Below are 24,286 nucleotides of genomic sequence, written 5' to 3' on the forward strand. Positions count from 1 at the left end.
AGAATTCTTCGTGTTCAAATATCAGCTCGTCCCGTGCGTTGGGGACGAGGTTGACTGTGTAGGAATATGGCGGAGACTCCAGGCTGATCGTGATTGCCTGTGTACCCTGCGGCCCAAGGTGCATCAGTGCGCCAGCGCCACCGCGCAGACCAACGAACAGCTGGAGGTCTTCGTCAACAATGCGGCCCAGCATTTCGAGGACGGCGATGAAGTTGCTCTTGCCCGCCCCATTCGGGCCGATCAGGACGTTCAACGCGCCCAATTCCACCCGCGCCGATCTGATCGAGGTGAATCCCTCGACCGTCACCGCTGTAAGGCCGCCCACTGTCATGCGATGACTGTACGGGCCCCGCCTCAGGTCCATCCACGGGTCGGATCGGCCGGGCGTGGGCTCTGGCGGGTGGGGGCCACGGTGAGGTCCTGGCCGTTGGGGACGCGCAGGGCACGGAGTAGCAGGGTGCCGGCGACGGCGATGGCCAGGTTGAGAGTGAAGGCGGTCAGGGCGATGTAGCCGGTGCGGCCCAGGCCCGGGACCACGGCCAGCGCGCCGCCGAAGTGCTTCGCGACCAGACTGTGCTGGTGGTAGGCCTGCACCGTGCCGTAGAGCATGCCAACCGCCCAGCCGGTGAGCAGCGCGTAGCGGTGCAGGCGGGGGCGCCACAGGCCGAGGACGACGGCGGGGAAGGTCTGCAGCATCCACACGCCGCCGAGCAGCTGCAGGTTGATCGAGTTCTGGGTGTCAAGGCCGAGGACGAACACCAGGGCGCCGAACTTCACCAGCAGCGAGGCGACCTTCGACACCCGGGTCTGTTCGGCGGCGGACGCGTCCCGGCGCAGATACCCGACGTAGATGGTGCGGGTGAACAGGTTCGCCGCGGCGATCGACATGATGGCCGCCGGTACGAGCGCGCCGACGGCGATCGCCGCGAACGCCACCCCGGCGAACCAGGCGGGGAACTCGTGGTCGAACAGCAGCGGAATCGCGAGCCTCGGGTTCGTGGTGTGCACCCCGGCGGCGATCGCGACATATCCGAGCAGCGCGATGAAAGCCAGCAGCACCGCGTACAGCGGCAGGACGACGGCGTTGCGCCGAACCACGTTCCGGGAGCGGGTCGACAGCACCCCGGTGATCGAATGCGGGTAGAGGAACAGCGCCATCGCCGAACCGAGGGCGAGCGTGGCGTAGGCGAGCAGGTCCTTCGAACCCGGGATGAGGGTGGCGTTCGGCTTGCGTCCGGCGGCGACGGCGGCCGCGTTCGCCGTGTCGAACTTGTGCTGGGCCGCGTCGAAGATGTGCCCGAAGCCGCCGAAGCGGTGGGGGAGCACCACGATGGCCACCGCCACCACCAGATAGATCAGGAAATCCTTGACGAAGGCGAGCAGCGCCGGTGCCCGCAGCCCCGCGGTGTAGGTGCACACGGCCAGCACACCGAACGCGACGATCACCGGCAGGTCCCGGACGAACCCGCTGGTCGCCCCCGCCCCGACCCCCATCACCTCGAGCACCGCCTGCATCCCGACCAGCTGCAACGCGATGTACGGCATGGTCGCGACCACCCCGGTGACGGCGACCGCGAGCGCCAGGGTCTGCGAGCCGTACCGGCCACGGACGAGATCCGCCGGCGTCACATAGCCATGGCGGCGCGAGACGTCCCACAGGCGTGGCATGACCACGAAGAAGATCGGCCACATCATCGTGGTGTAGGCGACGGCATACCACCCGGACACCGCCCCCGACGCGTACATCGCCCCTGGCACCGCCACGAACGTGTACGCGGTGAACACGTCCCCGCCGATCAGGAACCACGCGACGAACCCGCCGAAGCGCCGTCCGCCCAGCCCCCACTCGTCCAGGCTGTTGAGTTCCTTCCCGCCGCGCCGCCACCGTGACGCCCAGAAGCCGACCACCGCGACCACGGCGAACAACACCGCGAACACGGCGAACTGCTCCCCGTGAAACGTCGCCCCCGGCTGCGCGTCCGCCGCGGCTACGGCCGCTGCCGTCACCTTCGTCGCCGTGGCCACGGCCGGCGCCGATCCCGCTTCGAGGGCGCTCACCGGTCCTGTCCGTCCGCGGCGTCCCGCCCGCGCTGCTCGGCGAGCACGGCACGGTCGTGGTGGGGATGTTCGCCCAGTCGACAGGCCGGCCCGGGCCGGCCGGGCCTGGTGGCCTGGGCCGCCCGCTGGTCGGGGTGGGCGGGGAAGCGTCCCAGCAGCCAGACGCAGGCCGCCATGGTGATCGCGCCCACGGGCAGCCACAGCAGCGTGTACCAGTAGAAGAACGGCAGCCCCCCCAGCCGCGGATCGCGGCGGGCATACGTCCCGACCAGCAGCAGAGCGACGATCTGGGCGCCGAGGACGGCGGCGACGATGATCCGGGCGGCCAGCGCCCCACCTCGGACGCCGGCCTGCGGCTCCCGCGCCCGACCATCGGAATTGCTGTTCGTGGCCATCGTGTCGCGTGCGGACGTCATTCGATGTCTCCCCACCGAGGGCCGTTTCGTGCAGTACTCAGCCCGTCACCCTAGGGGATCATCGTGGTGTGTCGCCGACGACCTGCGCGCATCGATGTAGCACGATCGTGGTCTCGGGTCGTGGTCTCAGCCGGAGGTGGCTGCGGCGGCGGCCGCGGCGGTGGCGGCCGCGGCCGCCGCCTGCTGGGCCTCCTGGATGACCTTGCGCACGATGGGCGCGATCGGCGTCTGGTCCGTCGCCGTTCTGATCCGCTCCTTGGCCTGCCTGCGGTCGGCACGCGCCGGCGCGACCACCTCCAACAGCCGGGATGGCCCCGACAGCGCCAGCACCGTCGCCGTGCGCGGGTCGAGCGGCCCGTCGTTTGCCGCCGCCGCCCGCATCCGCTCGACGACCTCGTCCCGTGCCTTGGTGTAGAGCACCGGGTGGCGCGTGACCGGTACCAGCAGCACCCGGTCCCGCCGCCGCCCCAGCACCCCTTGCTCCACCAGCCCGTCGACCAGCTGCGACCATGCCCCGCCGAGCCCCTTGTCCATCCGACGCAGCTGGTCGGCGGCGCGCCGGCCACGCAGCGTGCCGAGCAGGGAATGCGTGTCCGCGAGCAGCGGATGGCTCGGCGTGGGGCCCGCCGGGGCGAGGCGCCGCCCGTCCTCGACGACGAGCCCGTCCAACCCGAGCTCCGCGACCAGCGCACCACCGAGCGCGACGTTCAGCGGCGAGCGGGAACTGTTCACCGCCGTGCCGCGCTCCGGGTCAAGTGCCAGCAGCAACAGTTCCTCGGCGAGCAACATGGCGCTCCCTCGTGATCGTCCGCTCGACGCGGGTCAGAAGTCCGAGGATCATGCCCACCCTCCGCCATGGCAATCGTCCGTCGCCTCCCGGACACCCCCTCGCGCCCCTCCCACCCAGCCCGTCGCGGCGTCTGCTGGTTGTCGTGGGGGGAGGGGTCAGAGCCAGCCGGCCTCTTCGGCGGTGCGCAGGGCCTCCATGCGGTTGCGGGTGTTGGTCTTCGCGATCACGGCGGAGAGGTAGTTGCGCACGGTGCCCTCGGAGAGGAACAGGCGTCCGGCGATGTCGGCGACCGTGGCGCCGTCGCGGGCGGCGACCAGGACGTCACGTTCACGTCCGGTCAGGGGACTGGCACCGCCGGCGAGGGTGGCGGCGGCCAGGGTCGGGTCGACGACGCGTTCGCCGCGGGCGACCCGGCGGATGGCGTCGGCGAGGGCCTCCGCCGGCGCGTCCTTGACCACGAAGCCGAGCGCGCCGGCCTCCATGGCGCGGCGCAGGTAGCCGGTGCGGCCGAAGGTGGTCACCACGAGCACCTGGGTGCGGGGCGCGGTGGCGCGCACGGCCGCGGCGGCGGCGAGGCCGTCGATACCGGGCATCTCGACGTCCATCAGGACGACATCCGGGTGCAGCGCCGTGACCTGCGCCACCACCTCGTCGCCGCGGCCGACCTGGCCGACGACCTCGATGTCCTCCTCGAGCGCCAGCAACGCCGCGAGCGCTCCCCGCACGAGATGCTGGTCATCCGCCAGCAACACCTTGATCATCCCTGGTTCCCCCGCTCCTGACGACTCGTGACCACATCCTCGAGCTGGAGCTCGACGGGCTGGACGTGGACGGCTTGGTCCGCGGCAGGGCCGACCATCGCGGCATCGACGTCGGCGGCGTCGACGTCCACAGGGTCGACGTCGACGCGCAGCCGGAAGCCGGGCCGCGGTTCGCCCGGATGCGCAGGCCCTGCCCGTAGCTGACCGCCGGCGGCCCGGACTCGTTCGGTCAGGCCCGCGAGCCCCATACCCGCGCGAACGATCCCACCGGACGTGGATGGGCCCTGGGATCGGCCGCGGCCGTCGTCGGCGATCTCGATGGAGGAGGGGCCCAGGGTGACCCGCAGATGGTCGGCGCCGGAGTGGCGGACCGCGTTGGTGACACCTTCGCGGACCACCCAGCCGAACAGTTCCCGCAGCTGGCCGGGGACCTCGTCACCGGAGGCGGGGAGCTGGGCGCGGATGCCGGCGGCGGCGAGCACCTGGCGGGCGGCGGCGAGTTCGGTGACGAGGCTGACCTCGCGGTAGCCGGCGACGGTGGCACGCACGTCGGCGAGGGCCTGGCGGCCGAGGGTGGCGACCTGGGCCATCTCGTCGGCGGCGCGGGTGGGGTCGCGGGCGGCGAGCTTCGAGGCGAGTTCGGCCTTGACCGTGATGGTGGTGAGCGCATGGCCGAGCAGGTCGTGCAGGTCACGGGCGATCCGCAGGCGTTCCTGCTCCTTGGCGAGGCGTTCGATCTCCTGGTTGGCGCGGCGCAGCTCGGCCTGGTTACGGGTGCCGGCGCGGATGCCGTGCATGGCGATCGCGGCGAACAGCACCGGTGTGGACGTCGACCACTGCGGGCCGGTGACCTGCCACCAGGCGATGTGCGCGGGCAGCCAGGTGTCGACGGCGGCGATCGCGACCACCAGCGGGATGGACACGACCGGACGCAGCAGCAGGGTGAGCGCGACGGCGAGATAGACGGTCATGACCAGGCCGCCGCCACCGACGATCGGCAGGTAGACGGCGATGCAGGCGGTCATCCCGAGGATCAGCGGGTAACGGTAGCCCCGGCGGCCCTCGAAGACGGCCAGAGGCAGCGCCCACAGATAGACGGCGCTGAACCCGGTCAGCACGACGCAGCCGAAGACGACGGTGGCGGCGTCGTCGTGCAGCGTGGTCATGTCGCCGACGGCGTAACCGAGGTAGATGAGGAAGACGCCGCCGACCCGCCGCCAGCGCCAGGCACCCATCCCGCGCTCGCCCGGGCGGGGCACCGGCACGGGCGAGAACAGCCAGCGGCGCAGCCCGTCACCCATCGTCATCGCCGCCTCCCCACCGCGCGCGCCAAGCCCACCGAGCTCGCCGGATGTGCCGAGCCCGCCGGATGTGCCGGACGTGCCGGACGTGCCCGGCGCGTCGGATCTGCCGGGCGCGCCGCCGGTGGCTCGGGGTGGCATCAGGTGCGCAGCTGGTCGCGCAGGTAGGCCCGCCCGGCGGCGGCGCCGAGCAGCAGCGTCCACACCACCAGGGTGATCAGGCCGCGTGCGCCGACCCAGCCGCCCTCGAGCACCGCCCGGCCGGCCTGCGCCGACCAGAACATCGGCAGCAGCTTCACGATATCGGCCAGCCAGTCGGGGAAGTTCTCCACCGGCACCCAGATCCCGCCGGCCAGGGCCAGCAGACTGAACAGTCCACCGATGATGGCCTGCATGTTCTCCGGCCGGACGAGATAGCCCAACCAGATCGCGAAGGCACCCAGGGGCACCAGGCCGAGCAGGATCGACACGCCCGCACCGACGTAGGTCCCGGCCGACAGGTGGACGCCCCGCATCGACGCGCCCGCGACGTAGACCGCCACGATCGGCAGCACCGCGAGGCTGAATCCGACCCCGAGCTTGCCGAGCACGTACTGCGGGCCGGACAGCGCGGTGAGCCGCAGCTGCCGGTTCCACCCGATCGACCGTTCCAGCGAGATCCGCCCGGCCGTCCCGAGCACCGCGTTCATCGCCCCGAAGGACGCCATGCTGATCATGATGTAGGGCGCGACGGTGAGCCCACCGAGCCGATCATCACCGCTGGACGAGCTGAACGCCGCGAACAGGATGATCGGCAGCACCAGCATGAAGATGATCACCCGCGGGTTGCGCCACGCCCGCCGCACCTCCGTGCGGACGTAACGCAGGTAGGTGGTCAGTGCCGGCGCCGTGGCGCTCCACGCCACATCCGGCTCGTCCGCCTGGGCCTGACCGTACATCTCACCGGCGGTCATCGGTACGCCTCCGTCCGGTCCGCGGAGTCCGCGGCGGCTGTGCGGTCAGCGCGGGATGTGCGGGATGTGCGGGATGTGCGGCCCTCGGGGTCAGCGGGGGTGGGGATGTCGCTGGTGAGGGCGACGAAGGCGTCCTCGAGGCCGGCGCCGACCACTTCGAGGTCGCGGGCGGTGGGGAAGGCGGTGAGCAGGGCGCGCAGGGCGCTGTCGCTGTCGGGGCAGGTCAGGGCGATCGATTCGCCGCGGTGCTCGACCCGGGCGACACCGGGCAGGGCGGCGAGCGCCGACAGCGCGGCGGCGTCCAGGCCGGGCAGGGTCGCGCGGATGCCGCGCCCGCCGACGAGGGCCTTCACCTCGGTGGTGGGGCCGTCCGCGATGACCCGGCCGCGGCGCAGCAGGACGATGCGGTCGGCGAAGTCGTCGGCCTCCTCGAGGTAGTGCGTGGCGAACAGGACGGTGCGTCCGGTGGCGGCCCAGGCGCGCATCGACGACCAGAAGGCGCGGCGGCTCTCCACGTCCATGGCGGCCGTCGGTTCGTCCAGGACGATGAGGTCGGGGTCGGGCAGCAGGGCGAGGGCGAAGCGGATCCGCTGGCGCTGCCCGCCGGAGAGCCGGTCGGTGCGTGCGCCGGCGAGGTCGGTCACGCCGGCGCGGGCCAGCACGTCGTCCACGGTCAGGGCGTTCGGGTACAGGTCGCGTACCGATGCGAGCATCCGGCCGACGGTGATCTCCGGGAGCAGGCCGCCGTTCTGCAGCATCGCGCCGACCCGGCCGGCGACGCAGGCCTGGCGGGGGCTTCGGTCGAACAGCCGCACCTCGCCGTCGTCCGGGCGGGTCAGGCCCAGCAGCATGTCGATCGTGGTGGACTTGCCGGCGCCGTTGGGCCCGAGCAGCGCCACGATCTCACCGGCGGCGATGGTGAGGTCCACGCCGTCGACGGCCTGGACGCCGCCGTACCGCTTGCGCACGCCGCGCAGCGCCACACTCGGCGCCATCACGCCGGACGGCCCGCCCACCGCGTAAGGGTCACTGGTCATGGCCACGATCTTCCTCAGCGACGATGCTTCGCCCCAGTCATGACCGTCACCGGTTGACCATGACAGTTGTCATGCCATCCCGGATGAAGGCGGCGGAACCATCCAAAGATGTCAGCACACGGCGATCGGGCGCGATGAATTCCGTCACATCTACCGCTGACGTGAGATGGAGCGGCTAACGTCCGTGCCGTGACGACTCCCGACTCCGCCGCGGCGAGCGGCAGCGGCAACTACAAGTGGATCGCGCTGTCGAACACGACAGTCGGCATCCTGATGGCGACGATCAACTCGTCGATCCTGCTCATCGCGCTGCCGGACATCTTCCGGGGGATCAGGATCGACCCGTTGGCGCCGGGGAACACCTCCTACTTCCTGTGGATCCTGATGGGATTTCTGCTGGTCACCGCGGTGCTGGTGGTCAGTCTCGGGCGGGTCGGCGACATGTACGGCCGGGTCCGGATGTACAACCTCGGCTTCGCGATCTTCACGGTGTTCTCGATCCTGCTGGCGGTGACGTGGATGCACGGCACCACCGCCGCCCTGTGGATCATCATCATGCGGGTCGGGCAGGGCGTGGGCGGCGCGTTCCTCTACGCCAACTCGAGCGCGATCATCACCGACGCCTTCCCGGAGAACGAACGCGGCTTCGCCCTCGGTATCAACGGTGTCGCGGCGATCGGCGGGTCCTTCCTCGGGCTGCTCATCGGCGGTCTGCTCGCCCCAGTGGAATGGCACCTGGTGTTCCTGGTGTCGGTGCCGTTCGGGGTGTTCGGGACGGTCTGGGCCTACCTGAAGCTCAAGGACAACGGAGAACGCCATCCCGCCCGTATCGACTGGGCCGGCAACATCACCTTCGCCGTGGGCCTGATCGCGATTCTCACCGGCATCATCTACGGCCTGCAGCCCTACGGCGGGCACACGATGGGCTGGACGAAGCCGTTCGTGCTGATCTGCATGTTCGGTGGGCTCGCGGTGCTGGTCGGCTTCGTGTTCATCGAACTGCGCTCGCCGGACCCGATGTTCCGACTGGACCTGTTCCGCCGCCGTGGCTTCCTGATGGGCAGTCTCACCGGACTGCTCAGCTCGCTCGCCCGCGGTGGTCTGCAGTTCATGCTGATCATCTGGTTGCAGGGGATCTGGCTGCCGCTGCACGGTTACAGCTTCGAGCGGACCCCGCTGTGGGCCGGCATCTACATGATTCCGCTGACGGTCGGTTTCCTGCTCGCCGGGCCGCTGGCCGGACGCCTCTCCGACCGTTTCGGTGCCCGCCCGTTCGCCACCCTGGGGCTCGTCCTGATGGCCGCCGCGTTCCTGCTGTTCGACGTGCTGCCGATCGACTTCAACTATGTCGCGTTCGCCGCGGTTCTGCTGCTGATGGGCCTCACGATGGGCCTGTTCGCCGCGCCGAACACCAGCGCCGTGATGGGTTCGCTGCCCGCGGACGGGCGTGGCGCCGGCGCCGGCATGCTGAACACCTTCCAGAACGCCGCGAGCGTCCTGTCGATCGGCGTGTTCTTCACGATCATCGCGCTGGGGCTGGCGTCCTCGCTGCCCGGGTCGATGTTCTCCGGGCTGGTCGGCCAGGGCGTCGACCCCACCGCGGCGCACCAGGCCGCGGACCTGCCGCCGATCGGCAGCCTGTTCGCCGCGTTCCTCGGCTTCAACCCCACCCAGCAGGTGCTCGGCCCGGACGTCCTGAACTCCCTGCCCCCGGACAGGGCGGACTTCCTCACCGGCCACACCTTCTTCCCCCACCTCATCGCCGGCCCGTTCGGCGACGGCCTGCACCTGGCCTTCGGCTTCGCCGCCGCGATCTGCCTGCTCGCCGCCGCCCTGTCCTGGCTGCGTGGCCCCGACACCGCACGACGCTCCGCCGCGGGCGGTTCCGCCAGCCAGCAGGGTTCGGCCAGCCAGGAGGGTTCGGTCGCCCACGAGGGTGTGGGGCTGGCCCTGGCCGACGTCGGTGACGTCGCCTCCCTCGAGGACGGCGCCGGCGGGCTGCTGCGCTCCACCGCCCCCGACACCTCCCGCGGGCGGTGAGACTGTGCCGTTGCCCTCGGGTGACATCGTGACCGCGTCGTCGCGCGGCGCGGTGCGGAACAATTGGCGGGTGGGTGACACAGGCACGGCGCCGGACGCGACGACCTCAACGCTGGCCCGGTCAGCGGCGGCGACCACGCCGTCCGGACCGGGGCGGGATCTGCGCGGGATCGGGCAGGCCGCCCAGGAGCTCGGCGTGTCCGTCCGGGCGCTGCGTTACTACCAGGAGATGGGCCTGATCACCCCGTCCGGACGGACGGCCGGGGGCAACCGGCTCTACGCCGAGGAGGACCTTGACCGGGTCCGCCGCATCCGGGAACTCCAGACGTTGCTCGGCTTCAACCTGGACGAGATCCGGCTGATCCTGGCCAGCGAGGACCGGCTCGTTCAGGTCCGGGTCGAATACCGGGCCACCTCCGACGACGGCGACCGGATGCGGCTGCTGATCGAGGCGCAGCAGACCTACGAGCGGCTACGCGGCGAGGTCAGCGACAAGATCAGGCGGCTCGAGGCCTTCCGCGGCGAACTGGACGAACGGCTCGCCAGGAACCAGCAGGTGCGCTCCGCCGTCGTGCACGCCCGGACCGCCACCGACCCGGCCGAGGCGGTCGAAGCGGCCGAAGCGGTCACGACGGTCCCGACGGTCCCGACGGAGCCGACGGAGCCGACGGCCTCGGGGGTCCCGGCGGTCCCGGCGGAGCCGGGGCGAGCTCGACCGCCAGCAGCGCCACATCGTCGCTGAGGGTGTCATGCGTCCAGGCGCGGACGCGCTGGGCGAGATCGGCCAGCGCGTCGTCCAGGTCACGGCCGCCGCGTCCGGCGAAGGCGGCCTCCACCTGCGCCTGCAACGGAAAGAACTCGCCGGTGGCGGGGTGTCGGGCCTCGCTGACGCCGTCGGTGTAGAAGAGCATCCGGTCGCCGGGGCGCAGCATGATCGTCACCTCGTTGTTCGCGCCGGCCAGCAGCGCCAGCGGTGGCAGGCGGATCGCGACCTCCATCGGACGGACTCGGCCCGCACGCACCAGCAGCGGGTCGGGATGGCCGGCGTTGACCAGGGTGAGCCGATCGTCGTCGACCTGGCCGACGACGGCGGTGACGAAGTCGTCCAGCCCGCAGACCGTGGCGGCTTCGGCGTCCAGGGCGGTGAGCAGGTCGAACAGGTCGTCCACCTGGCGGGCGGCCAACCGGAAGCAGCCGAGCACCCGGCTGGCGACCCGGACCGCGTCCAGTCCCTTGCCCCGCACGTCCCCGATGATCAGACGGGTGCCCCGCGGGGTGTCCAGCACCTCGTAGAGATCACCGCCGACGCGTGCCTCGGCGGTGGCGCTGGCATATCGGACGGCGAGGCGTAACGGGCCCGCCGACGGGGCCAGCGGGGTGAGGATCGACTGCTGGGCCACCTCGGCGACCCGGCTGACGTTCGCAAGCTTCGTCTCCCGGCGGGTGTTGTAGCGGCTCGCCAGCACCGCGAGCACCCCGCCCAGAGCCACCCCGCCGAGCCGGACGGCCTGCGCCGCCGGTCCGCCGCCGTTTCTGCTCGAACAGGCCGTCATGCAGGCCGAGCAGGAGCCCGTCGAGCACCGCCAGCACGCCGTAGAGCGCGGTCAGCGCCGGTCCGGCGAAGGTGGCGGCGAGCATCGGGGCGAGAACCGCCAGCTCCAGCACGGTCCACTCCCGGTTGGCCAGCTGCAGCCCCGAGACCAGCCCGAGCATCAGCAGCGGCAGTGCCCGGATGAACCACCGAACCCGACCGCCGCCGATTCTGGCCTGGTCAGGGGCGCTGCTCGGGCGCCTCATGGCAGGGCGCATACCCGCCCCCGATGACGGCGAAGCCCCGGGGCCGCCGCCGGCTGGGAGGCCGGTCGGCCCCGGCGCCCGCCACCCGGCCAGGACCGGCCGAGCGGATCGTCAGCGGGCACTCAGCGGCCGGTCGGCGGATGCTCAGCGGCTGGTCAGCCGTGCGCGTGGGGGTTCGGTGTGAGCTGGCCGCGGGCGAGCTGGCCGAGGAAGTCGGTGTTGTCGTAGTAGTGGTGTGTTTCGGTGATTCGCAGGTCGTCGGTCACCTTCGCGACGGTGATGCCGAACATCTCGATGCGCTCACCGGTCGGCTCCACCCCTTTGTACGGCCCGCTGAACGTCCCCCAGTGCCGCCACTTGAACGTGATCGTGGGCGGCGGCGAGTAGACCTCCAGCACCTCCCAGAAGAAACCATCCGGAAACGCCTCGTGGAACACGTCATGGGACGACTCGAACGTCTCCTGCTCGGCCGAGTAGTACGGGTTCTCCCCGATCAGGACGTTGTAGCTGCCCCGCTCGGCCAGTTCCGCGCTACCGACGGGCTGCCCGCCGTTGACGCTGATCACGACCCTGTCCGCCACCATGCTGACCCAGTCGGCGGGATTCTTCTTGTGCGACAGCTCCATCTCGAACACCTGGACGACTCGCTCGACGATGTCCGCGAGGGAGCCGGGCGCGTGCTGCGAGGTGCGTTGCGCCGGCATGTCCTGATGGGACAGGTGGTAGTCCGGCGGTGCGCCGTCCCGCCAGACCGCGTCGGCCGAGGCGGCGATGACCGCCTCCCGACCCTGCACGTGCAGGGGCTGGTCGGGTGTCGCAGTGTCGCTCACGCGTACGTCCTTTTCTGGTTGTTCGAGCACGATGCCACCACGAAGGTCATGGCCTGGTCATGGCCTGGTCATGGCCTGGTCATGGCCTGGTCATGGTGGGCCGCCCCAGCAGTGTGTCTCACCTGGGGATGGTTCACCCCGGTGAAAATCCTGGAATGTGGGCGAGAACACCCGGTGGCGGCGGCCGGTCAATGACCCACGAAATTGTCCCGGACCGGAGGGGTTTCGGGAAGGGCCGGAAGTCCGTCGACTACGGCCACCTGGCCCCCGAACTTTCCGCGCCGCACGTGGCACAATGCAGCCCCCGCGCTGGTCGAGCGGGCCGGATGGTGCGGCCGCCGGGCCCGTCGGTGGTGGTGTTCCGGTGCTTTTGTTTGCTGCGAGGATGACATCCGCGCTGGCCTGGCGGACGCTTTCTGGATGGGGGCGATGGGGATGGCGAGTTGGCCTGGCGAGTTCCTGGCCTGGGCGGGCGGCGGATGCGAGCCTGGAGTGGGTGACACCGCGGGGTGGCCCGGGTGCCGCGGCGCCGCTGCGCGGGCGGTCGCGGTCGCGGGGGTCGGCACAGCGGCGAGGCGATCGTCCGGCGCGCGTCGCCGTGGCATCGACGGTTGCCGGCGGCGGCCGGGGTGAGCCGTTGGGTAACCGAACGGGGGTAGAGACATCACCGTAAAGGGCTAGCTGCGATCCTCTTACCAGCCAATTCTGACTATAAAAGGCGTGGCTGGAGCAAGTTGGCCCGCAGATGTTGACCGGCCGTTCACGCCGCGCTGCCACCCTCGGCTCGGCGCACCGGATGGCCGTGTCCGGCAGCACGTCAGTGAAGGGATCGAGATGGGCGGACCAGGACCAGCCGCGAGTGCGAGTGCGGGCGCGGGGACCGCCACGGGTGCGACGCCCGGCCCGGCCCGGGGCCCGCTGATCGTCGGCGTGGACGCCGGCTGTGTCACCCTGCATGACGCCGACCTGCTCGTGCACCGGCTGGTCGAGGCTCTGGACCTGCCCGCCGACACCGTCGCCTGCACCCACACGGTCGGGGCGGGCACCGGTCACGTCGCACTGTCGTTCGCCCTGCCCCGGGACTGGCAGGACCGGGCGTCCTGGCGCCGGGTGGCCTACCTCGCCGGTGACCTGGCCGCCGCCGAGCTGACGGCGGCCAGAAGGGCCGCGGCGGGGCTGGGCCGTGGCATCGGTGCCGCGGCGGCCGATCTGGCCCTGACCGGCTTCGTCGAGGTGGAGGCCCTCATCGCCGGCCCGGTGGGGGTGGCCACGGCGGCCGAGCGCATCGGCCCACCGATCCTCGCGGACGGCGCCGCCCAGGCCGTCGCCGACCACACCGAGCGTCAGGGTGGCCGGGCGGTGGTGTACCCGGGAGTCAGCCGGCTGCGTGGCACGGTGTCCGTCGAGACGGTGCTCGGTCAGACCGCCGTCGGCCGGGTGGTCGCCCCGGTCGGCCAGGCCGCGCCCCGGCGTTCGGACCTGTTGCGCACCCGCAACCACGTCCGCCCGGTGTGGCGCGACGGCGTTCTGACCCTGCACACCGCCGCCGAACGCGGCCGGGTCTTCGCCCCCTCCGAGGTTCCCCCCGCGGCCGCCGGCCTGGGCTGAGACCTCGAGCGCCGACCGGGTGACCAGCCGGTCGGACGGCCGGCCCCGGGCGCCGCGATCAGGGCGCGATCAGTAGGTGCAGGACGGAGCGTCCGGCGGGCCGGCGGGAGCGCCGGCGCCATCCGGTGCCACGCTGGCGGCGGTGGTCGCACCAGCACCAGCGCCAGCACCAGCCCCGGCGGAACCGCCGACGGTCCCGGGCGCGGGGGCGGGCGTGAGGGTCGGGGTCACGACGGCGGTGAAGTCGGAGCCCAGGACGAGCTGGACACCGGTGATGGACGAGTCGGCGATCAGCCCCGCGCCCGGCACGGCGGCGGCCACGGTGCGTGCCTCGGCCTCCTGGCCGGGGCCGTAGCTGACCCGGGACGTCTCGTGGGTCAGCACCGAGGCGTTGCCGGCGTTGCGGGCGCGGAAGCCCTTGGCGGTCAGCTGGGTCGTGACCTTCGCGGCGAGCCCGGCGCGCGAGGAACCGTTGTAGACCGAGACGCGGACCTGGGACGGTGACGCGGTGGCACCGGGGCCGAGCGCCGGGCCGGTGGCACCGGAATCGTCGCTGACCATGGCGCCCTCGACATGACCACCCAGCGGGCTGACGAGGCGGGCGAGGTCGTCCGGGCGGTAGAACTGCACCGAGGCGCGTTTGCCGTCCAGCCGGATGTCGCCGAGATCGTCGACGGCGCCCTCGGCCCGGGTCGGCGCGTGGGTGGGCACGGTCTGCATCTTGATGCCGCCGTTGGTCAGCCCGCGGATGCGGGTCGCCAGGGCCGGCAGGTCGGTCAGGTCGGTGTGTTCGTCGAGGGTGAGCGCACCCGCGGCGGCGGACACCAGACGCTGGCTCTTGATCGGGTTCGTCAGCGTGTCACCGCTCATGATCTTGTGGAACATGGCGCCGATGAACTGCTGCTGACGGGCGATGCGGTCGGTGTCGCCGGCCGGCAGGCCGTGGCGCTGGCGGACGAAGGCCAGTGCCTGGTCGCCGTTGACCTGGATGGTTCCCGGGCCGCCCCGGAAGCCGCTCATGGGGTCGTTGGTGTTCGTGCTCGTGCGCCAGCGGCCGTCGTCGTCCTGGAAGCGCTGCGCCGGACCGGTGAACGGCTTGACGCACACCTCGACGCCACCGATCGCATCGGTGATCTTCTTGAATCCCTGGAGGTCCATCGAGATGTAGTGGTCGACATCCATGCCGGTCAGGCTCTGCACGGTCTTGACCAGCAGCGCCGGGCCACCCGAGGAGATCGCCGAGTTGAACTTGTCCTTACGGGTGGAATAGTGCTTGCCGTTCGAGTCGGTGTATTCGGGAATCGTGACGTACATGTCCCGCGGGAACGAGATCATGGTCGTGGTGCCGTTCTCGTCGAGGTGCGCGAGGATCGTCGTGTCGGAGCGCTGCCCCTCGACGTCGCCGTACTCGCCGCCGGTGCCCTCCCGGCTGTCGGTGCCCACGATCAGGTAGTTCGCCTTGTTGACGCCACCCGATCCGTTCGAGGACCCCAGGCCGAGGTCGATCCGGCTTACCTTCCCGTTGATCCACGAGTAGGTCGCCCATCCACCGACGGTGACCAGCAGTACGCAGCAGGACAGGAACGCGAGAGCGGCCACCAGGCCGCGTCGACGCCCGGGTGGACGCCCTCCGCCCGGGGCGGGTCGACCGGCCCGGCCGGGCCCGGAACCCCGTGGATCCAACCGGGGTGGGAGTACTCGCGTGTCGCGCTGTAGCTGCGGTGTGGTCACATCCCGCCTTTCCTCGAGGGACCCTGCGGGCAGGGTCCGACGTAGTGCGGAAAGTAACACGTATGGGCGGAAGACTCCCATTGGGGGTGCGCCATTCTTTCCGCGTAACGGACACGATGCACCGGCCCCGACGGGTCTTGACAGCCACCCCGGCCGGACGCCCAGGGCCGGCCATTCGGACCGTCTCCAGGGGCCACCCGGGGAGTGACGGTACGGTCAGCCCGTGTGGTCAGCCGGTGGGCACGGACCAGTGCACCCGGGTGCCGCCACCGGGCGGGCAGTCCAGGCGAAACGTGCCACCGAGGCCCTCGGCCCGGCTGCGCAGGTTCGCCAGGCCACTGCGCCGGGTGGTCTCCCCGAGGCCGACGCCGTCGTCCACGACATCGACGGTGACCTGCCCGTCCGCCGCCCGCACGGTCACCTCGACGGTGTGGGCGGTGGCGTGCCGGGCGGCGTTGGACAGGGTCTCGCGCACCACGGCGGTCAGATGGTCACCGACGGTCGCGTCGATTGCGCTGTCGACCGGGCCGTCCAGGTGCAGCCGGGGGGTGAAGCCGAACGCGTCCGCCATGTCGTCGATGATGCCGAGGATCTTCGCACGCAGGCCGCTGCCGGTGGCCGGGGTGGAACGTCCCCGCAGTTCGAAGATGGTCTGGCGGATCTCCCGGACGGTCTCGTCGAGATCCTCGACGTAGGTGTTCATCCGCTCGGCGCGTTCGGAGCGTTCCTCGCTCGCGGCCAGACCCTGTAGGCCCATCGCCACCGCGAACAGCCGTTGCATCACATGGTCGTGCAGGTCCCGGGCGATCCGGTCGCGGTCCTCCAGCAACGACAGTCGCCCGCGGGCGGCGCGGGAGCGGGCCAGCTCCAGCGCGAGCGCGACATGGGCGGCGAAGGCGGCGGCGAGCTCCAGATCCTCGTCGGTGAACAGGCCGCTGCCACGTCGGCGACCCAGCACCAGTGCCCCGGACGTGACCTGACTGGCGATCAGCGGCACGATCATGATCGGACCGATGTCGAGGGCGTCGAGTTCCGACCCGCCGAGCGTGCGTACGTCCGCGGCGACCAGCGGCGCCCGGTTGCGCACCGCCTGGCCGGCCAGTGACGCGTCCATCAGGACCTGCCGGGTGCGCAGCAGGTCCGCGTCATGCCCGCCGGCGACGTCGTAGGTGAGCGCTCCGGCCGCCGGATCGCACAGCGCGAGCGCGGTGGTGTCCGCGCGGGCGACGGCGCCCGCCCGCGCGACGATCAGCTCCAGCGGGTCCTCGCCGTCGGCGAGCAGATGCCGGGTGATGTCCGCGGACGCCTGCGACCACAGCTGGCGGTGCTGTGTCTCGCCGAACAGCCGGGCGTTGTCGATGGCCACCCCGGCATTGGCGGCCAGGGCCTGCACGAGCTCCTCGTCCTCGGTGGTGAACACCCGCCCGCCGCGCTTCTCGGTCAGGTACAGATTGCCGAAGATCTCGTTGCGCACGCGGATCGGGACGCCGAGGAACCCCTCCATCGGCGGATGACCCGCGGGGAAGCCCACCGCACCAGGATGATCGGCGATGTCGTCGAGACGGACCGTCGCCGGCTCGGCGATGAGCATCCCCAGCACACCGTCGCCCCGGGGGGTGCGCCCGATCGCCTCGACCACACCCGGGTCCATGCCCACATGGATGAACTGCTCCAGATGGCCGTCGCGGGCGATCACCCCGAGGGCCCCGTAACGGGCGTCGACGAGCTCGCAGGCGGACTCCACGATGCGCCGCAGCACCACGTCGAGGCTGAGGTCCGCGGTGATCATGCGGTTCGCCCGCAGCAGCCCGCGCAGCCGACCCTGGGTGGCCAGCACGTCCTGCGCCCGGTCGACCAGCTGGGCCAGCAGTTCGTCAAGTTCGAGCCGGGCGACCGCCGGAAAGATCAGCTCACCCGGAGCCGCCTGCGCCCCGCTCCCGCCCGCCCTGCCGGCCAGCCCTGATCCGCTGGCGAGCCCTGATCCGCTGGCGAGCCCTGATCCGCTGGCGAGCCCTGATCCGCTGGCGAGCCCTGATCCGCCGGTCAGCCCTGATCCGCTGGCGAGCCCTGATCCGCCGGTCAGCCCTGATCCGCCGGTCAGCCCGGACCCGCCAGCCATGCTGGGCCCGCCGGGATGCTCCGCAGGCGGGGAGACCGCCTCCGTGGTGTGCGGGCCGACCTCGTGGTCGGTGCGGTGGTCGGGGTGCGCGGGGCGCGACGGCCAGTCGTCGGTCGTCGGCATCGCCTGGCCTCCTGTCCGCCATCCACCATGGTCACCGCAGCCCTGTAATCCTCCTCTGCGATCCTCGGCCTGGTCGGCCGCCCTGCCCAGGGACCTACGGCCCGCCCGCCCAGGTCCTTGCGACTGCCCCCGCCCGGGCTGGCCCGCGCGGGGGTGGCGATCCGGTACCCGCGCCCGTGGCCCGAGGCGTCCGGCGTGCGACGTCCGGGGAGCCCGGTGTCGGTGTCAGGCGTCAGGGAGGCCGGCGTGCGGGGAGTCGGTGTCGGTACGCAGGATGATGTCGGCGCGGGAGCGGGTGTCGTCCTGGGCGAGCAGTGCGGCTTCCTGGGCGGCCCAGGTGTCCCAGTGCCCGACGTAGACGTCCCCGTCGCGGGCGAGGGCGCGGCTGCGACGCAGCGCGGTCGACGCCTCCAACCAGACCAGCAGGCTCAGGTACGGTGCCGCCGCCCGCGCACCGGCCCCGACTCCCTCGACGACGAGCAACCCCCCGTCCACCGACAGCGGACGCGGTTCCCGCCAGGCCCGCGCCGTCCAGTCGTAGCGGGGGACGCGGGGCGTGCCGCCGGCGGCGAGCGGGACGAGGACATCAGCGACCAGCCGTTCGATGCCGGCGGCGAGGCCGTCCCAGCCGCCGTAGAGATCCTCGAGGCTCACGCACGGTGCGGCCAGCAGCCGGCCCAACCGGCCGGCGAGGGTGGTCTTGCCGGCGCCGGAGCGTCCGTCGAGAGCGAGAACCCGCACGTGACCGGCTCGTGGCGGCGCCGCGCGCAGGGCCGCCACGAGCGCCGTCAGGTCGGCTTCGGGGACGTCCACCCGCGGGCTCAGCCGCCGAGCTGCGGCGCGGCGGCCGGCGGCTGCGCGCCTGGCTGTGCCTGGACCGCTGGCTGTGCCTGGACGGCCGGCTGGGCCGGTCCGTCGGGTTGCGGCCCCGCGGTGGGAGTCGAGCCGGTGGGCTGGCCGGACGGCGGTGCCTGATTGATGAAGTCCTTGCGACGGATGAGGGCCAGGGCGAGAACCCCGCCGACGAGCGCGATGCCGCCGGCGACGATCAGCAGGTCGTTGATCGCATCGGCGAAACCGGAATGGATCGCGTTGCCCAGCGCCGCACGGCTGTTCGGGGCCGTGGTCGCGAACAGGCTGTCGGCCTCGCCCTGGCGCAGGCTGTCGGCGATGCGCTCACCCTGACCGCGCAGCGCCGGGACGGTGTCCAACGTGTCGTTGATGCCGCTGGTGAGCCGCGCGGAGAAAATCGACCCGAGAGCGGCGATACTGACCGCCATGCCGATCTGGCGGAAGGTCGTGTTCGCACCGGACGCCATTCCCGTGCGAGCCGGCGGAACGACTCCCACGGCGGTGGACGCCAGCGGCGGATTCACCATCCCACTGCCGAATCCGGCGACCAGGAAACCGGGAACGAGATGCGTCCAGTCGCTGCCGGCGTCCAGCCCGGTCATCAGCAGCAGACCGGCGCCGGTGAGCAGCAGACCCGGGCCGACGAGGAACCTGGTGGGCACCACGCTGCTCAACCGGCCCGCGGCGGTCGAGGCGACCAGCGCCACCACACTGACCACGAGCATCCGAAGACCGGTGCCCAGTGCCGAATAGCCCAGGTCGTTCTGCAGGAAAAGCACCAGGTAGACGAACATCGCGTACAGCGAGCCGTTGATCGCCATCGCCGCGACCGATCCGCCGAGGAACGTGGGCGTGCGCAGCAGTGAAAGATCGAACATCGGGTGCGCAACCCGCTTCTCCACCAGCGCGAACACCACGATCATCACCGCGCCGCCGATGATGCAGGCCAGTACCGCCGTCTCCGTCCACCCGGCCTCGCCGGCGCGGATGAGCCCGTAGACCAGCCCCACCAGGCCCGCGGTGAGCGTGGCGAATCCGGCCCAGTCCGGCCGATGGGCCACCGGCGGACGGGACTCCTCCACCTTCCGCAGCGTCAACGCGATCGCGGCGACGCCGATCGGCACGTTCACCAGGAAGATGCCCCGCCAGCTGATACCCGTGGTGATCAGCCCGCCGAGGATCGGCCCCAGCGAGGTCGCGATACCGGTGACCGCTCCCCAGATGCCGAACGCCACCCCCCGGTCGCGGCCTCGGAAACTATGTGCCAGCAGGGCCAGCGACGTGGCGAACAGAATCGCGCCACCGACACCCTGCACTCCCCGGGAGACAATCAGCATCAGCGCCGACTGGGACACCCCACACAGCAGTGATCCAAGGGTGAAGATCCCGAATCCGACGGTGAACAGCAGCCGCCGTCCATACAGGTCGGCGAGTGAACCGGCGGTCAACAACAGCGATGCCAGGGTCAGCGCGTAGGCGTCGATCACCCACTGCACATCCGCGAAACCGGCATGCAGCCCGGTCTGTATCTCCGGCAGGGCGACGATCACAATCGTCACGTCCAGCAGCAACATGAACGTGGCGCCGCAGACGACGAGCAGCGTCCACCATTTCCGTTCCATGAATCTCCCCGGTTTCGCTGTTGTCCGTCGCCGTGCCTGGCCGGCGCCCGCTCTCGCGGATGCGGTGGTCCGGCTTATGCCGTGGTCTCGCCGGTGCCGTGGTATCGGCTGTGTCGGTGGTTCTGTCGGTGCCGTGGTGGGCGGTGTCGGAACCAGCGTAGGGATCGACTGACCGTCGGTCAATGCACTGACTGATGGTCAGTCGGTGACGTTAGGATGTGGACGACTCGAGGGCGGCCGGCGCGGTCGTGAGGCCTGGGGTGGCGTCCACGAGTCGTGTCCCATCCGGGTTCGTCGCAGTTTCCCGGGTGGTGGGTTCAATGTTCTGGGAGGTGGCGTGTCCAGGTACCGGTCGGCAGACGAACGCAGGTCGCAGCTGATGGCCGCGGGCTCGGAGCTGTTCGCGACCAAGGGTTACGGCTCCACCACGCTCGACGACATCACCCGCCGTGCCGGCGTGTCGAAGGGGTTGTTCTACCAGTACTTCCCTTCCAAGGAAGGGCTCGTGTTCGCCCTGCAGGAGAAGGCCTCCCGCGAGTTCGCCGCCCGCGTCAGCGCCGCGGCCGCCGCCCGCGCCGACTGGCCCGGCAAACTCGACGCGGTGGTCCTGGTCTGCTTCGAGCACTTCACCGGCGGATCCACCCACGGCGGATCGTTGTTCCAGCACCTACCCGGCGAGATCGCCGACCCACGCGGCCCTGGCTCCTCCGGCCACAAGGCCGCCCACCAGCACCTGGTCGAGGTGATCGGCGGCCTGCTGCACGCCGGCGTCGCCGCCGGTGCCTACCGCATCGACGACGTCGAGGCCACCGCGCTGCTCTTCTTCACCGCCCTGCACGCCTTCGTCCGCCCCCTGCGCCACGACGACGACTCCGTCAGCGACGCCCGCCTGGTCCGCGCCGCCCAGCATCTCGTCCGCGGCGCCGCCGGTGTCTCGTCCACTGGTGTGCCGGAGGTCGGCGTCCCCACCGTGGGCGTCGACAGGTGATCTCGCCCCGCCGAGGGTGAGTGCGGGATCAGCGAGGTGGTGCGCCGGTGCCGGTGCCGGTGCCATGTAGACGTTCCCATGCGCGGCGGTCCCGTTTGGTGGGACGGCCGGCGCCCCGGTCGCGCAGGGCGACCGGGGCCGCCGAGTCCCGCACGACGGGCGGGCTGTGGTCGGTGTAGCACTCGGCGGCGACGGGCGGACCGACCCGCTGGCGCAGCACCCGGGTGATGACGACGACGCGTTCCCGGCCGGCCAGCCGCACGCGGATCTCGTCCCCGGGGTGCACCAGGTGGGCGGGCTTCGCCCGCTCACCGTTGAGTTTCACGTGCCCGGCCCGGCAGGCGATGGTGGCCTGTGAGCGGGTCTTCGTCAGCCGCACGCACCAGATCCACGTGTCGAGACGGGCGGAGTCCTGCGGTGACGCCATGGGGTAACTCTACGAACCGGGCTCGGCCGCCGCGATCGGTTTTCCCTCCTGCCCGGCAACGGCGGCGGTGCCGCCGGCGACCTCCCGCGCCGCGAGGGGTGTCCCCGAGAGCCGGGCCCGCAGACGACGCATCGGAGGACGGGTCACGGCGTAGACCGCGGTCGGCACCTTCAGCCGCAGGCGTTCGAACGGCCGGTAGTCGTCCGCCGGGACCAGCCGGGCGGCGAGGTCGGGACGCTGCCGGTGCAGGTAGCGACGTCCACGGGCGGCGTGCAGCGGGTCCGAGACGATCGCGATGGTGCGCGCCGACTCCAGCCACGGCACCGAGAAGCCGACGTTCTCCCAGGTGCTGGTCGCCGCCGTCTCCACCACGATCTGGGCCGCGGGCACCCCGAGGACGTCACGCGCGTACGCCGCCATCGTCTCGGCCTCGGTGGGTATGCCCGGCGGTCCACCGCCGCTGAAGATCAGTCGACTGTCCGCGCCCGCGCGCAGCGATCGGACCCCCATCTCGGTACGCCATCGCTGCAACGGATGCAGCTCACCGTGCCGCGTCGCCGGAAAGCCCAGCACCAGCACGACCTGCGCCCCCCGCTCCCCGCGCCGGACGTGGGCGTGCTCCCCGTACAGCCGCCGGGACGCCCGCCAGTGCAGCATCTCGGCCAGTCCGATCGGGATCGCCGCGACGGCGACCGCCGCGGCCACCGCCCGCGGGCCCGATGCTTTTCGGCGACCCCGCGTCCCGCGCGGACCACGCGCTACTCGGCGCTCGCCCGCCGCCCGGGCGAGTTGGGCTACCTCCGGCGTTCGTGCAGGTCGGACGGCCCGCGCAGATGGCCCCGCCCATGTCGGCGGGAGGGTATGGCTGCGTGCGGGCACACTGCCATCCAACACCGTGGCTGGACGCCACGGCCGTCCGGAAGTGTCACAGCCGATCGGTAGGATCAAGATCAGACAACCCGAGGAGGACAACCCGAGGAGGTTGGATGAGCGAGCGGCCGTTCCGGTTCGGGTTGAACGTCATGGAGCTCACGGGGCCGCTCGAGGTGGCGGCACTGGCCCGGCGGGTCGCCGAGCTCGACTACGACGTTCTGCTCGTACCCGACCATCTGGGCTTTCCGGCGCCGTTTCCCACGCTGGTCGCCGCGGGTGCCACCGCGGATCTGCGGCTGGGCACCTTCGTTCTGAACGCGGCGTTTCACAACCCCGCGCTGCTGGCCCGGGAGGTCGCGTCCACGGATGTGCTGACCGGTGGGCGGTTCGAGTTCGGCATCGGCGCGGGCTATGTGGCCGAGGAGTTCGCAACCGCGGGGCTCGCGTACGGCACCGCCCGCGACCGGCTGGACCGTCTCGTGGCCGTTGTCGACACTGTCTACGCCCGGCTGGCCGACCCCGGGGTCGCGCCGCGCCCGACGCAGCCGCGGGTGCCACTGCTGATCGGTGGCAATGGCAACCGGTTGCTCACACTCGCCGGCGAGCGCGCCGACATCGTGGCCTTCACCGGCGCGGCGCCGGCCCCGGACGATCCGAGCGCCTTCCGGATTCTGACCGCGGACGGGTTCGCCGAACGGGTCGCCTTCTTCGAGCGGGCCGCCGGGGCGCGGGCCGGTGTGATCGAACGCAACCTGCTGGTGCAGGACGTGCAGATCACCGACGACCGGGAGGCGGCCCTGGCCGCGCGGGCCGGGCGCATGCCGCACCTGAGCGCCGCCGAGCGGGCCACCGTCCCGACCCTGCTGGTCGGCACCGTCGAGCAGATCGCCGCGCAGGTACGGCAGCTGCGTGACCGGTTCGGCATCACCTACATCACCATCCTGCAGCCAGCCCTGGAGTCCTTCGCCCCGGTGATCGCCGCCCTACGCGGCACCTGAACGACCGCGTCCGTCCCACACGGTGGGAAACCGCCGCGGGCGCGCACGTCCCGCGGTGTGGGCGCGCCGCCGCGCGGGCCAGCGGGCTCGACGTCGTCGACCTGCGCGCCGAGACCCTGCACACCGAGTTCCGCGACGTCGGCGCCGTCATCTACTTCCTGCGCATGGTGATCTGGATCGTGCCCGGCTTCACCGTCGACCGTTACCGCGAGCGCCTCGTCGACCTGCACCGCCAGATCCGTGACACCGGCCCGTTCACCGCCCGCGCCACCCGCTTTCTCATCGAGGCCCGCCGTACCCGCTGACGCCACCGTCCCCGGCGGATCACCGCCGGCTGGTCAGCCGGCCACGCGGCGCGGCACCACGGTGAGTGATGTAATCCCGTCCGAACATGGGATTCACTGGTGTCGGGTGTGACTTTCATCCGCCTCTTGTTGTGGTGAACGTTCGTCGGTTGGCGGCCGGTACCGCGTTGTTCACCAGCGATATGGTCCTGTAATGTGCGCTGCGACAACCGCGGCCATGCACAAGGGGGAAAATGTTGTCCTCAGTGCGTTGGCCGACGATCTTGGTTCCATCTCGGTCATCCTCGAGTGGGCGGCCGGCCCGGAACAACCACTTGACGCCGATGTCAGTGTGCTGCTTCTCGGCGATGACGGTAGGGTGCGTTCCAACGATGATCTGATCTTCTACAACCAGCCGTCGGGTGCCGGCGGCGCGGTTCGCCTACGGGGTAAGACGCGTACGCCCGACGATGAGTCCGTCGTGTACACGGACATCATTGATCTCGATATGGACGATGTTCCGGACAGTGTCGAACGAGTCCTGCTGGCGGCGAGCCTGGATGGCGATCTGGGCTCGTTGGCGGACCTGAAGTACCTGGGTCTTCGCCTGCTCCGGGGATCGGACGCGGTCGAACTGCTGCGGTTTGACGTCGCCGCGACACAACGAGGCTTATGCAG

General features: G+C 71.3%; 23 protein-coding genes. 7 read left to right on the plus strand and 16 right to left on the minus strand.

The window, feature by feature from the left end; genetic code table 11:
- The 8 genes from G6R24_RS06655 to G6R24_RS23210 form a co-directional block, all read right to left on the minus strand.
- A partial coding sequence (locus tag G6R24_RS06655) for an AAA family ATPase (protein WP_163548285.1) occupies positions 1–331 on the minus strand: 331 nt, incomplete at its 3' end.
- 23 nt (positions 332–354) lie between these two features.
- Positions 355–2,058, minus strand: a complete 1,704-nt coding sequence (gene mctP / locus G6R24_RS06660) for a monocarboxylate uptake permease MctP (RefSeq protein ID WP_225438195.1) — start codon at positions 2,056–2,058, stop codon at positions 355–357.
- A complete protein-coding gene (locus G6R24_RS06665; protein ID WP_163548286.1) occupies positions 2,055–2,474 on the minus strand; it encodes a DUF3311 domain-containing protein in 420 nt (139 codons plus the stop codon). Before G6R24_RS06665 ends, mctP begins: the two co-directional genes overlap by 4 nt.
- Positions 2,475–2,600: 126 nt before the next feature.
- Positions 2,601–3,263, minus strand: a complete 663-nt coding sequence (locus tag G6R24_RS06670) for a GOLPH3/VPS74 family protein (RefSeq protein WP_163548287.1) — start codon at positions 3,261–3,263, stop codon at positions 2,601–2,603.
- 156 nt (positions 3,264–3,419) lie between these two features.
- A complete protein-coding gene (locus G6R24_RS06675; RefSeq protein ID WP_163548288.1) occupies positions 3,420–4,025 on the minus strand; it encodes a response regulator transcription factor in 606 nt (201 codons plus the stop codon).
- A complete protein-coding gene (locus G6R24_RS06680) occupies positions 4,022–5,467 on the minus strand; it encodes a sensor histidine kinase (RefSeq protein WP_225438196.1) in 1,446 nt (481 codons plus the stop codon). The genes G6R24_RS06675 and G6R24_RS06680 overlap by 4 nt, the downstream gene beginning before the upstream one ends.
- Entirely contained in the window at positions 5,467–6,279 is an 813-nt protein-coding gene (locus G6R24_RS06685) for an ABC transporter permease (RefSeq protein ID WP_163548289.1), read from the minus strand. Before G6R24_RS06685 ends, G6R24_RS06680 begins: the two co-directional genes overlap by 1 nt.
- Positions 6,276–7,316, minus strand: a complete 1,041-nt coding sequence (locus tag G6R24_RS23210; RefSeq protein WP_263864015.1) for an ABC transporter ATP-binding protein — start codon at positions 7,314–7,316, stop codon at positions 6,276–6,278. Before G6R24_RS23210 ends, G6R24_RS06685 begins: the two co-directional genes overlap by 4 nt.
- Positions 7,317–7,505: 189 nt before the next feature.
- On the opposite strand from G6R24_RS23210, the gene G6R24_RS06695 reads away from it, so the two are divergent.
- Positions 7,506–9,356: an MFS transporter gene (locus tag G6R24_RS06695; protein WP_225438197.1), complete on the plus strand. Its 1,851-nt coding sequence runs from the start codon at positions 7,506–7,508 to the stop codon at positions 9,354–9,356.
- A 70-nt stretch (positions 9,357–9,426) separates the two neighbouring features.
- Positions 9,427–10,098 (plus strand): helix-turn-helix domain-containing protein, encoded by a 672-nt coding sequence (locus tag G6R24_RS06700; RefSeq protein WP_225438198.1) that lies wholly within the window; start codon positions 9,427–9,429, stop codon positions 10,096–10,098.
- On the opposite strand, the gene G6R24_RS06705 is transcribed toward G6R24_RS06700, so the two are convergent.
- Both G6R24_RS06705 and G6R24_RS06710 read right to left on the minus strand, forming a co-directional pair.
- Positions 9,983–10,909: a PP2C family protein-serine/threonine phosphatase gene (locus G6R24_RS06705; RefSeq protein ID WP_225438199.1), complete on the minus strand. Its 927-nt coding sequence runs from the start codon at positions 10,907–10,909 to the stop codon at positions 9,983–9,985. The two genes, G6R24_RS06700 and G6R24_RS06705, sit on opposite strands and share 116 nt — an antisense overlap.
- A 399-nt stretch (positions 10,910–11,308) precedes the next feature.
- Positions 11,309–11,983, minus strand: a complete 675-nt coding sequence (locus G6R24_RS06710) for an ester cyclase (RefSeq protein ID WP_163548290.1) — start codon at positions 11,981–11,983, stop codon at positions 11,309–11,311.
- Positions 11,984–12,817: 834 nt separating this feature from the next.
- Between G6R24_RS06710 and G6R24_RS06715 the strand changes: the two genes are divergently transcribed.
- Positions 12,818–13,591, plus strand: coding sequence for a hypothetical protein (locus G6R24_RS06715; protein WP_225438200.1), 774 nt, complete (start codon positions 12,818–12,820; stop codon positions 13,589–13,591).
- 69 nt (positions 13,592–13,660) lie between these two features.
- On the opposite strand, the gene G6R24_RS06720 is transcribed toward G6R24_RS06715, so the two are convergent.
- The 4 genes from G6R24_RS06720 to G6R24_RS06735 all read right to left on the minus strand — a co-directional run bounded on the left by G6R24_RS06720 (position 13,661) and on the right by G6R24_RS06735 (position 20,038).
- On the minus strand, positions 13,661–15,190 hold the full coding sequence (locus G6R24_RS06720) for an LCP family protein (RefSeq protein WP_225438201.1): 1,530 nt from the start codon (positions 15,188–15,190) through the stop codon (positions 13,661–13,663).
- 361 nt (positions 15,191–15,551) lie between these two features.
- Entirely contained in the window at positions 15,552–17,564 is a 2,013-nt protein-coding gene (locus G6R24_RS06725) for a sensor histidine kinase (RefSeq protein ID WP_225438202.1), read from the minus strand.
- Positions 17,565–17,789: 225 nt separating this feature from the next.
- On the minus strand, positions 17,790–18,377 hold the full coding sequence (locus G6R24_RS06730; protein WP_225438203.1) for a nucleoside/nucleotide kinase family protein: 588 nt from the start codon (positions 18,375–18,377) through the stop codon (positions 17,790–17,792).
- Positions 18,378–18,385: 8 nt separating this feature from the next.
- Positions 18,386–20,038: an MFS transporter gene (locus G6R24_RS06735; protein ID WP_163548291.1), complete on the minus strand. Its 1,653-nt coding sequence runs from the start codon at positions 20,036–20,038 to the stop codon at positions 18,386–18,388.
- A 379-nt stretch (positions 20,039–20,417) separates the two neighbouring features.
- On the opposite strand from G6R24_RS06735, the gene G6R24_RS06740 reads away from it, so the two are divergent.
- Positions 20,418–21,026 (plus strand): TetR/AcrR family transcriptional regulator, encoded by a 609-nt coding sequence (locus G6R24_RS06740; RefSeq protein ID WP_163548292.1) that lies wholly within the window; start codon positions 20,418–20,420, stop codon positions 21,024–21,026.
- 28 nt (positions 21,027–21,054) lie between these two features.
- Here G6R24_RS06740 and G6R24_RS06745 read toward each other — a convergent pair whose 3' ends face one another.
- Together G6R24_RS06745 and G6R24_RS06750 are read right to left on the minus strand one after the other, a co-directional pair.
- A complete protein-coding gene (locus G6R24_RS06745; protein ID WP_163548293.1) occupies positions 21,055–21,453 on the minus strand; it encodes an RNA-binding S4 domain-containing protein in 399 nt (132 codons plus the stop codon).
- A 9-nt stretch (positions 21,454–21,462) separates the two neighbouring features.
- Positions 21,463–22,158 carry a YdcF family protein gene (locus G6R24_RS06750; protein WP_225438204.1) on the minus strand — a complete coding sequence of 232 codons (696 nt, stop codon included), beginning with the start codon at positions 22,156–22,158 and terminating at the stop codon, positions 21,463–21,465.
- Positions 22,159–22,439: 281 nt separating this feature from the next.
- On the opposite strand from G6R24_RS06750, the gene G6R24_RS06755 reads away from it, so the two are divergent.
- The 3 genes from G6R24_RS06755 to G6R24_RS06765 all read left to right on the plus strand — a co-directional run.
- Entirely contained in the window at positions 22,440–23,324 is an 885-nt protein-coding gene (locus G6R24_RS06755) for a TIGR03621 family F420-dependent LLM class oxidoreductase (RefSeq protein ID WP_163548294.1), read from the plus strand.
- Positions 23,325–23,503: 179 nt separating this feature from the next.
- The gene (locus G6R24_RS24415) at positions 23,504–23,629 is read left to right on the plus strand and encodes a hypothetical protein (RefSeq protein ID WP_263864016.1); all 126 of its coding nucleotides are present in this window, start codon (positions 23,504–23,506) and stop codon (positions 23,627–23,629) included.
- 217 nt (positions 23,630–23,846) lie between these two features.
- A partial coding sequence (locus G6R24_RS06765; protein ID WP_225438205.1) for a TerD family protein occupies positions 23,847–24,286 on the plus strand: 440 nt, incomplete at its 3' end.

This window comes from Candidatus Frankia nodulisporulans (assembly GCF_902806475.1).
GTDB lineage: Bacteria > Actinomycetota > Actinomycetes > Frankiales > Frankiaceae > Frankia > Frankia umida.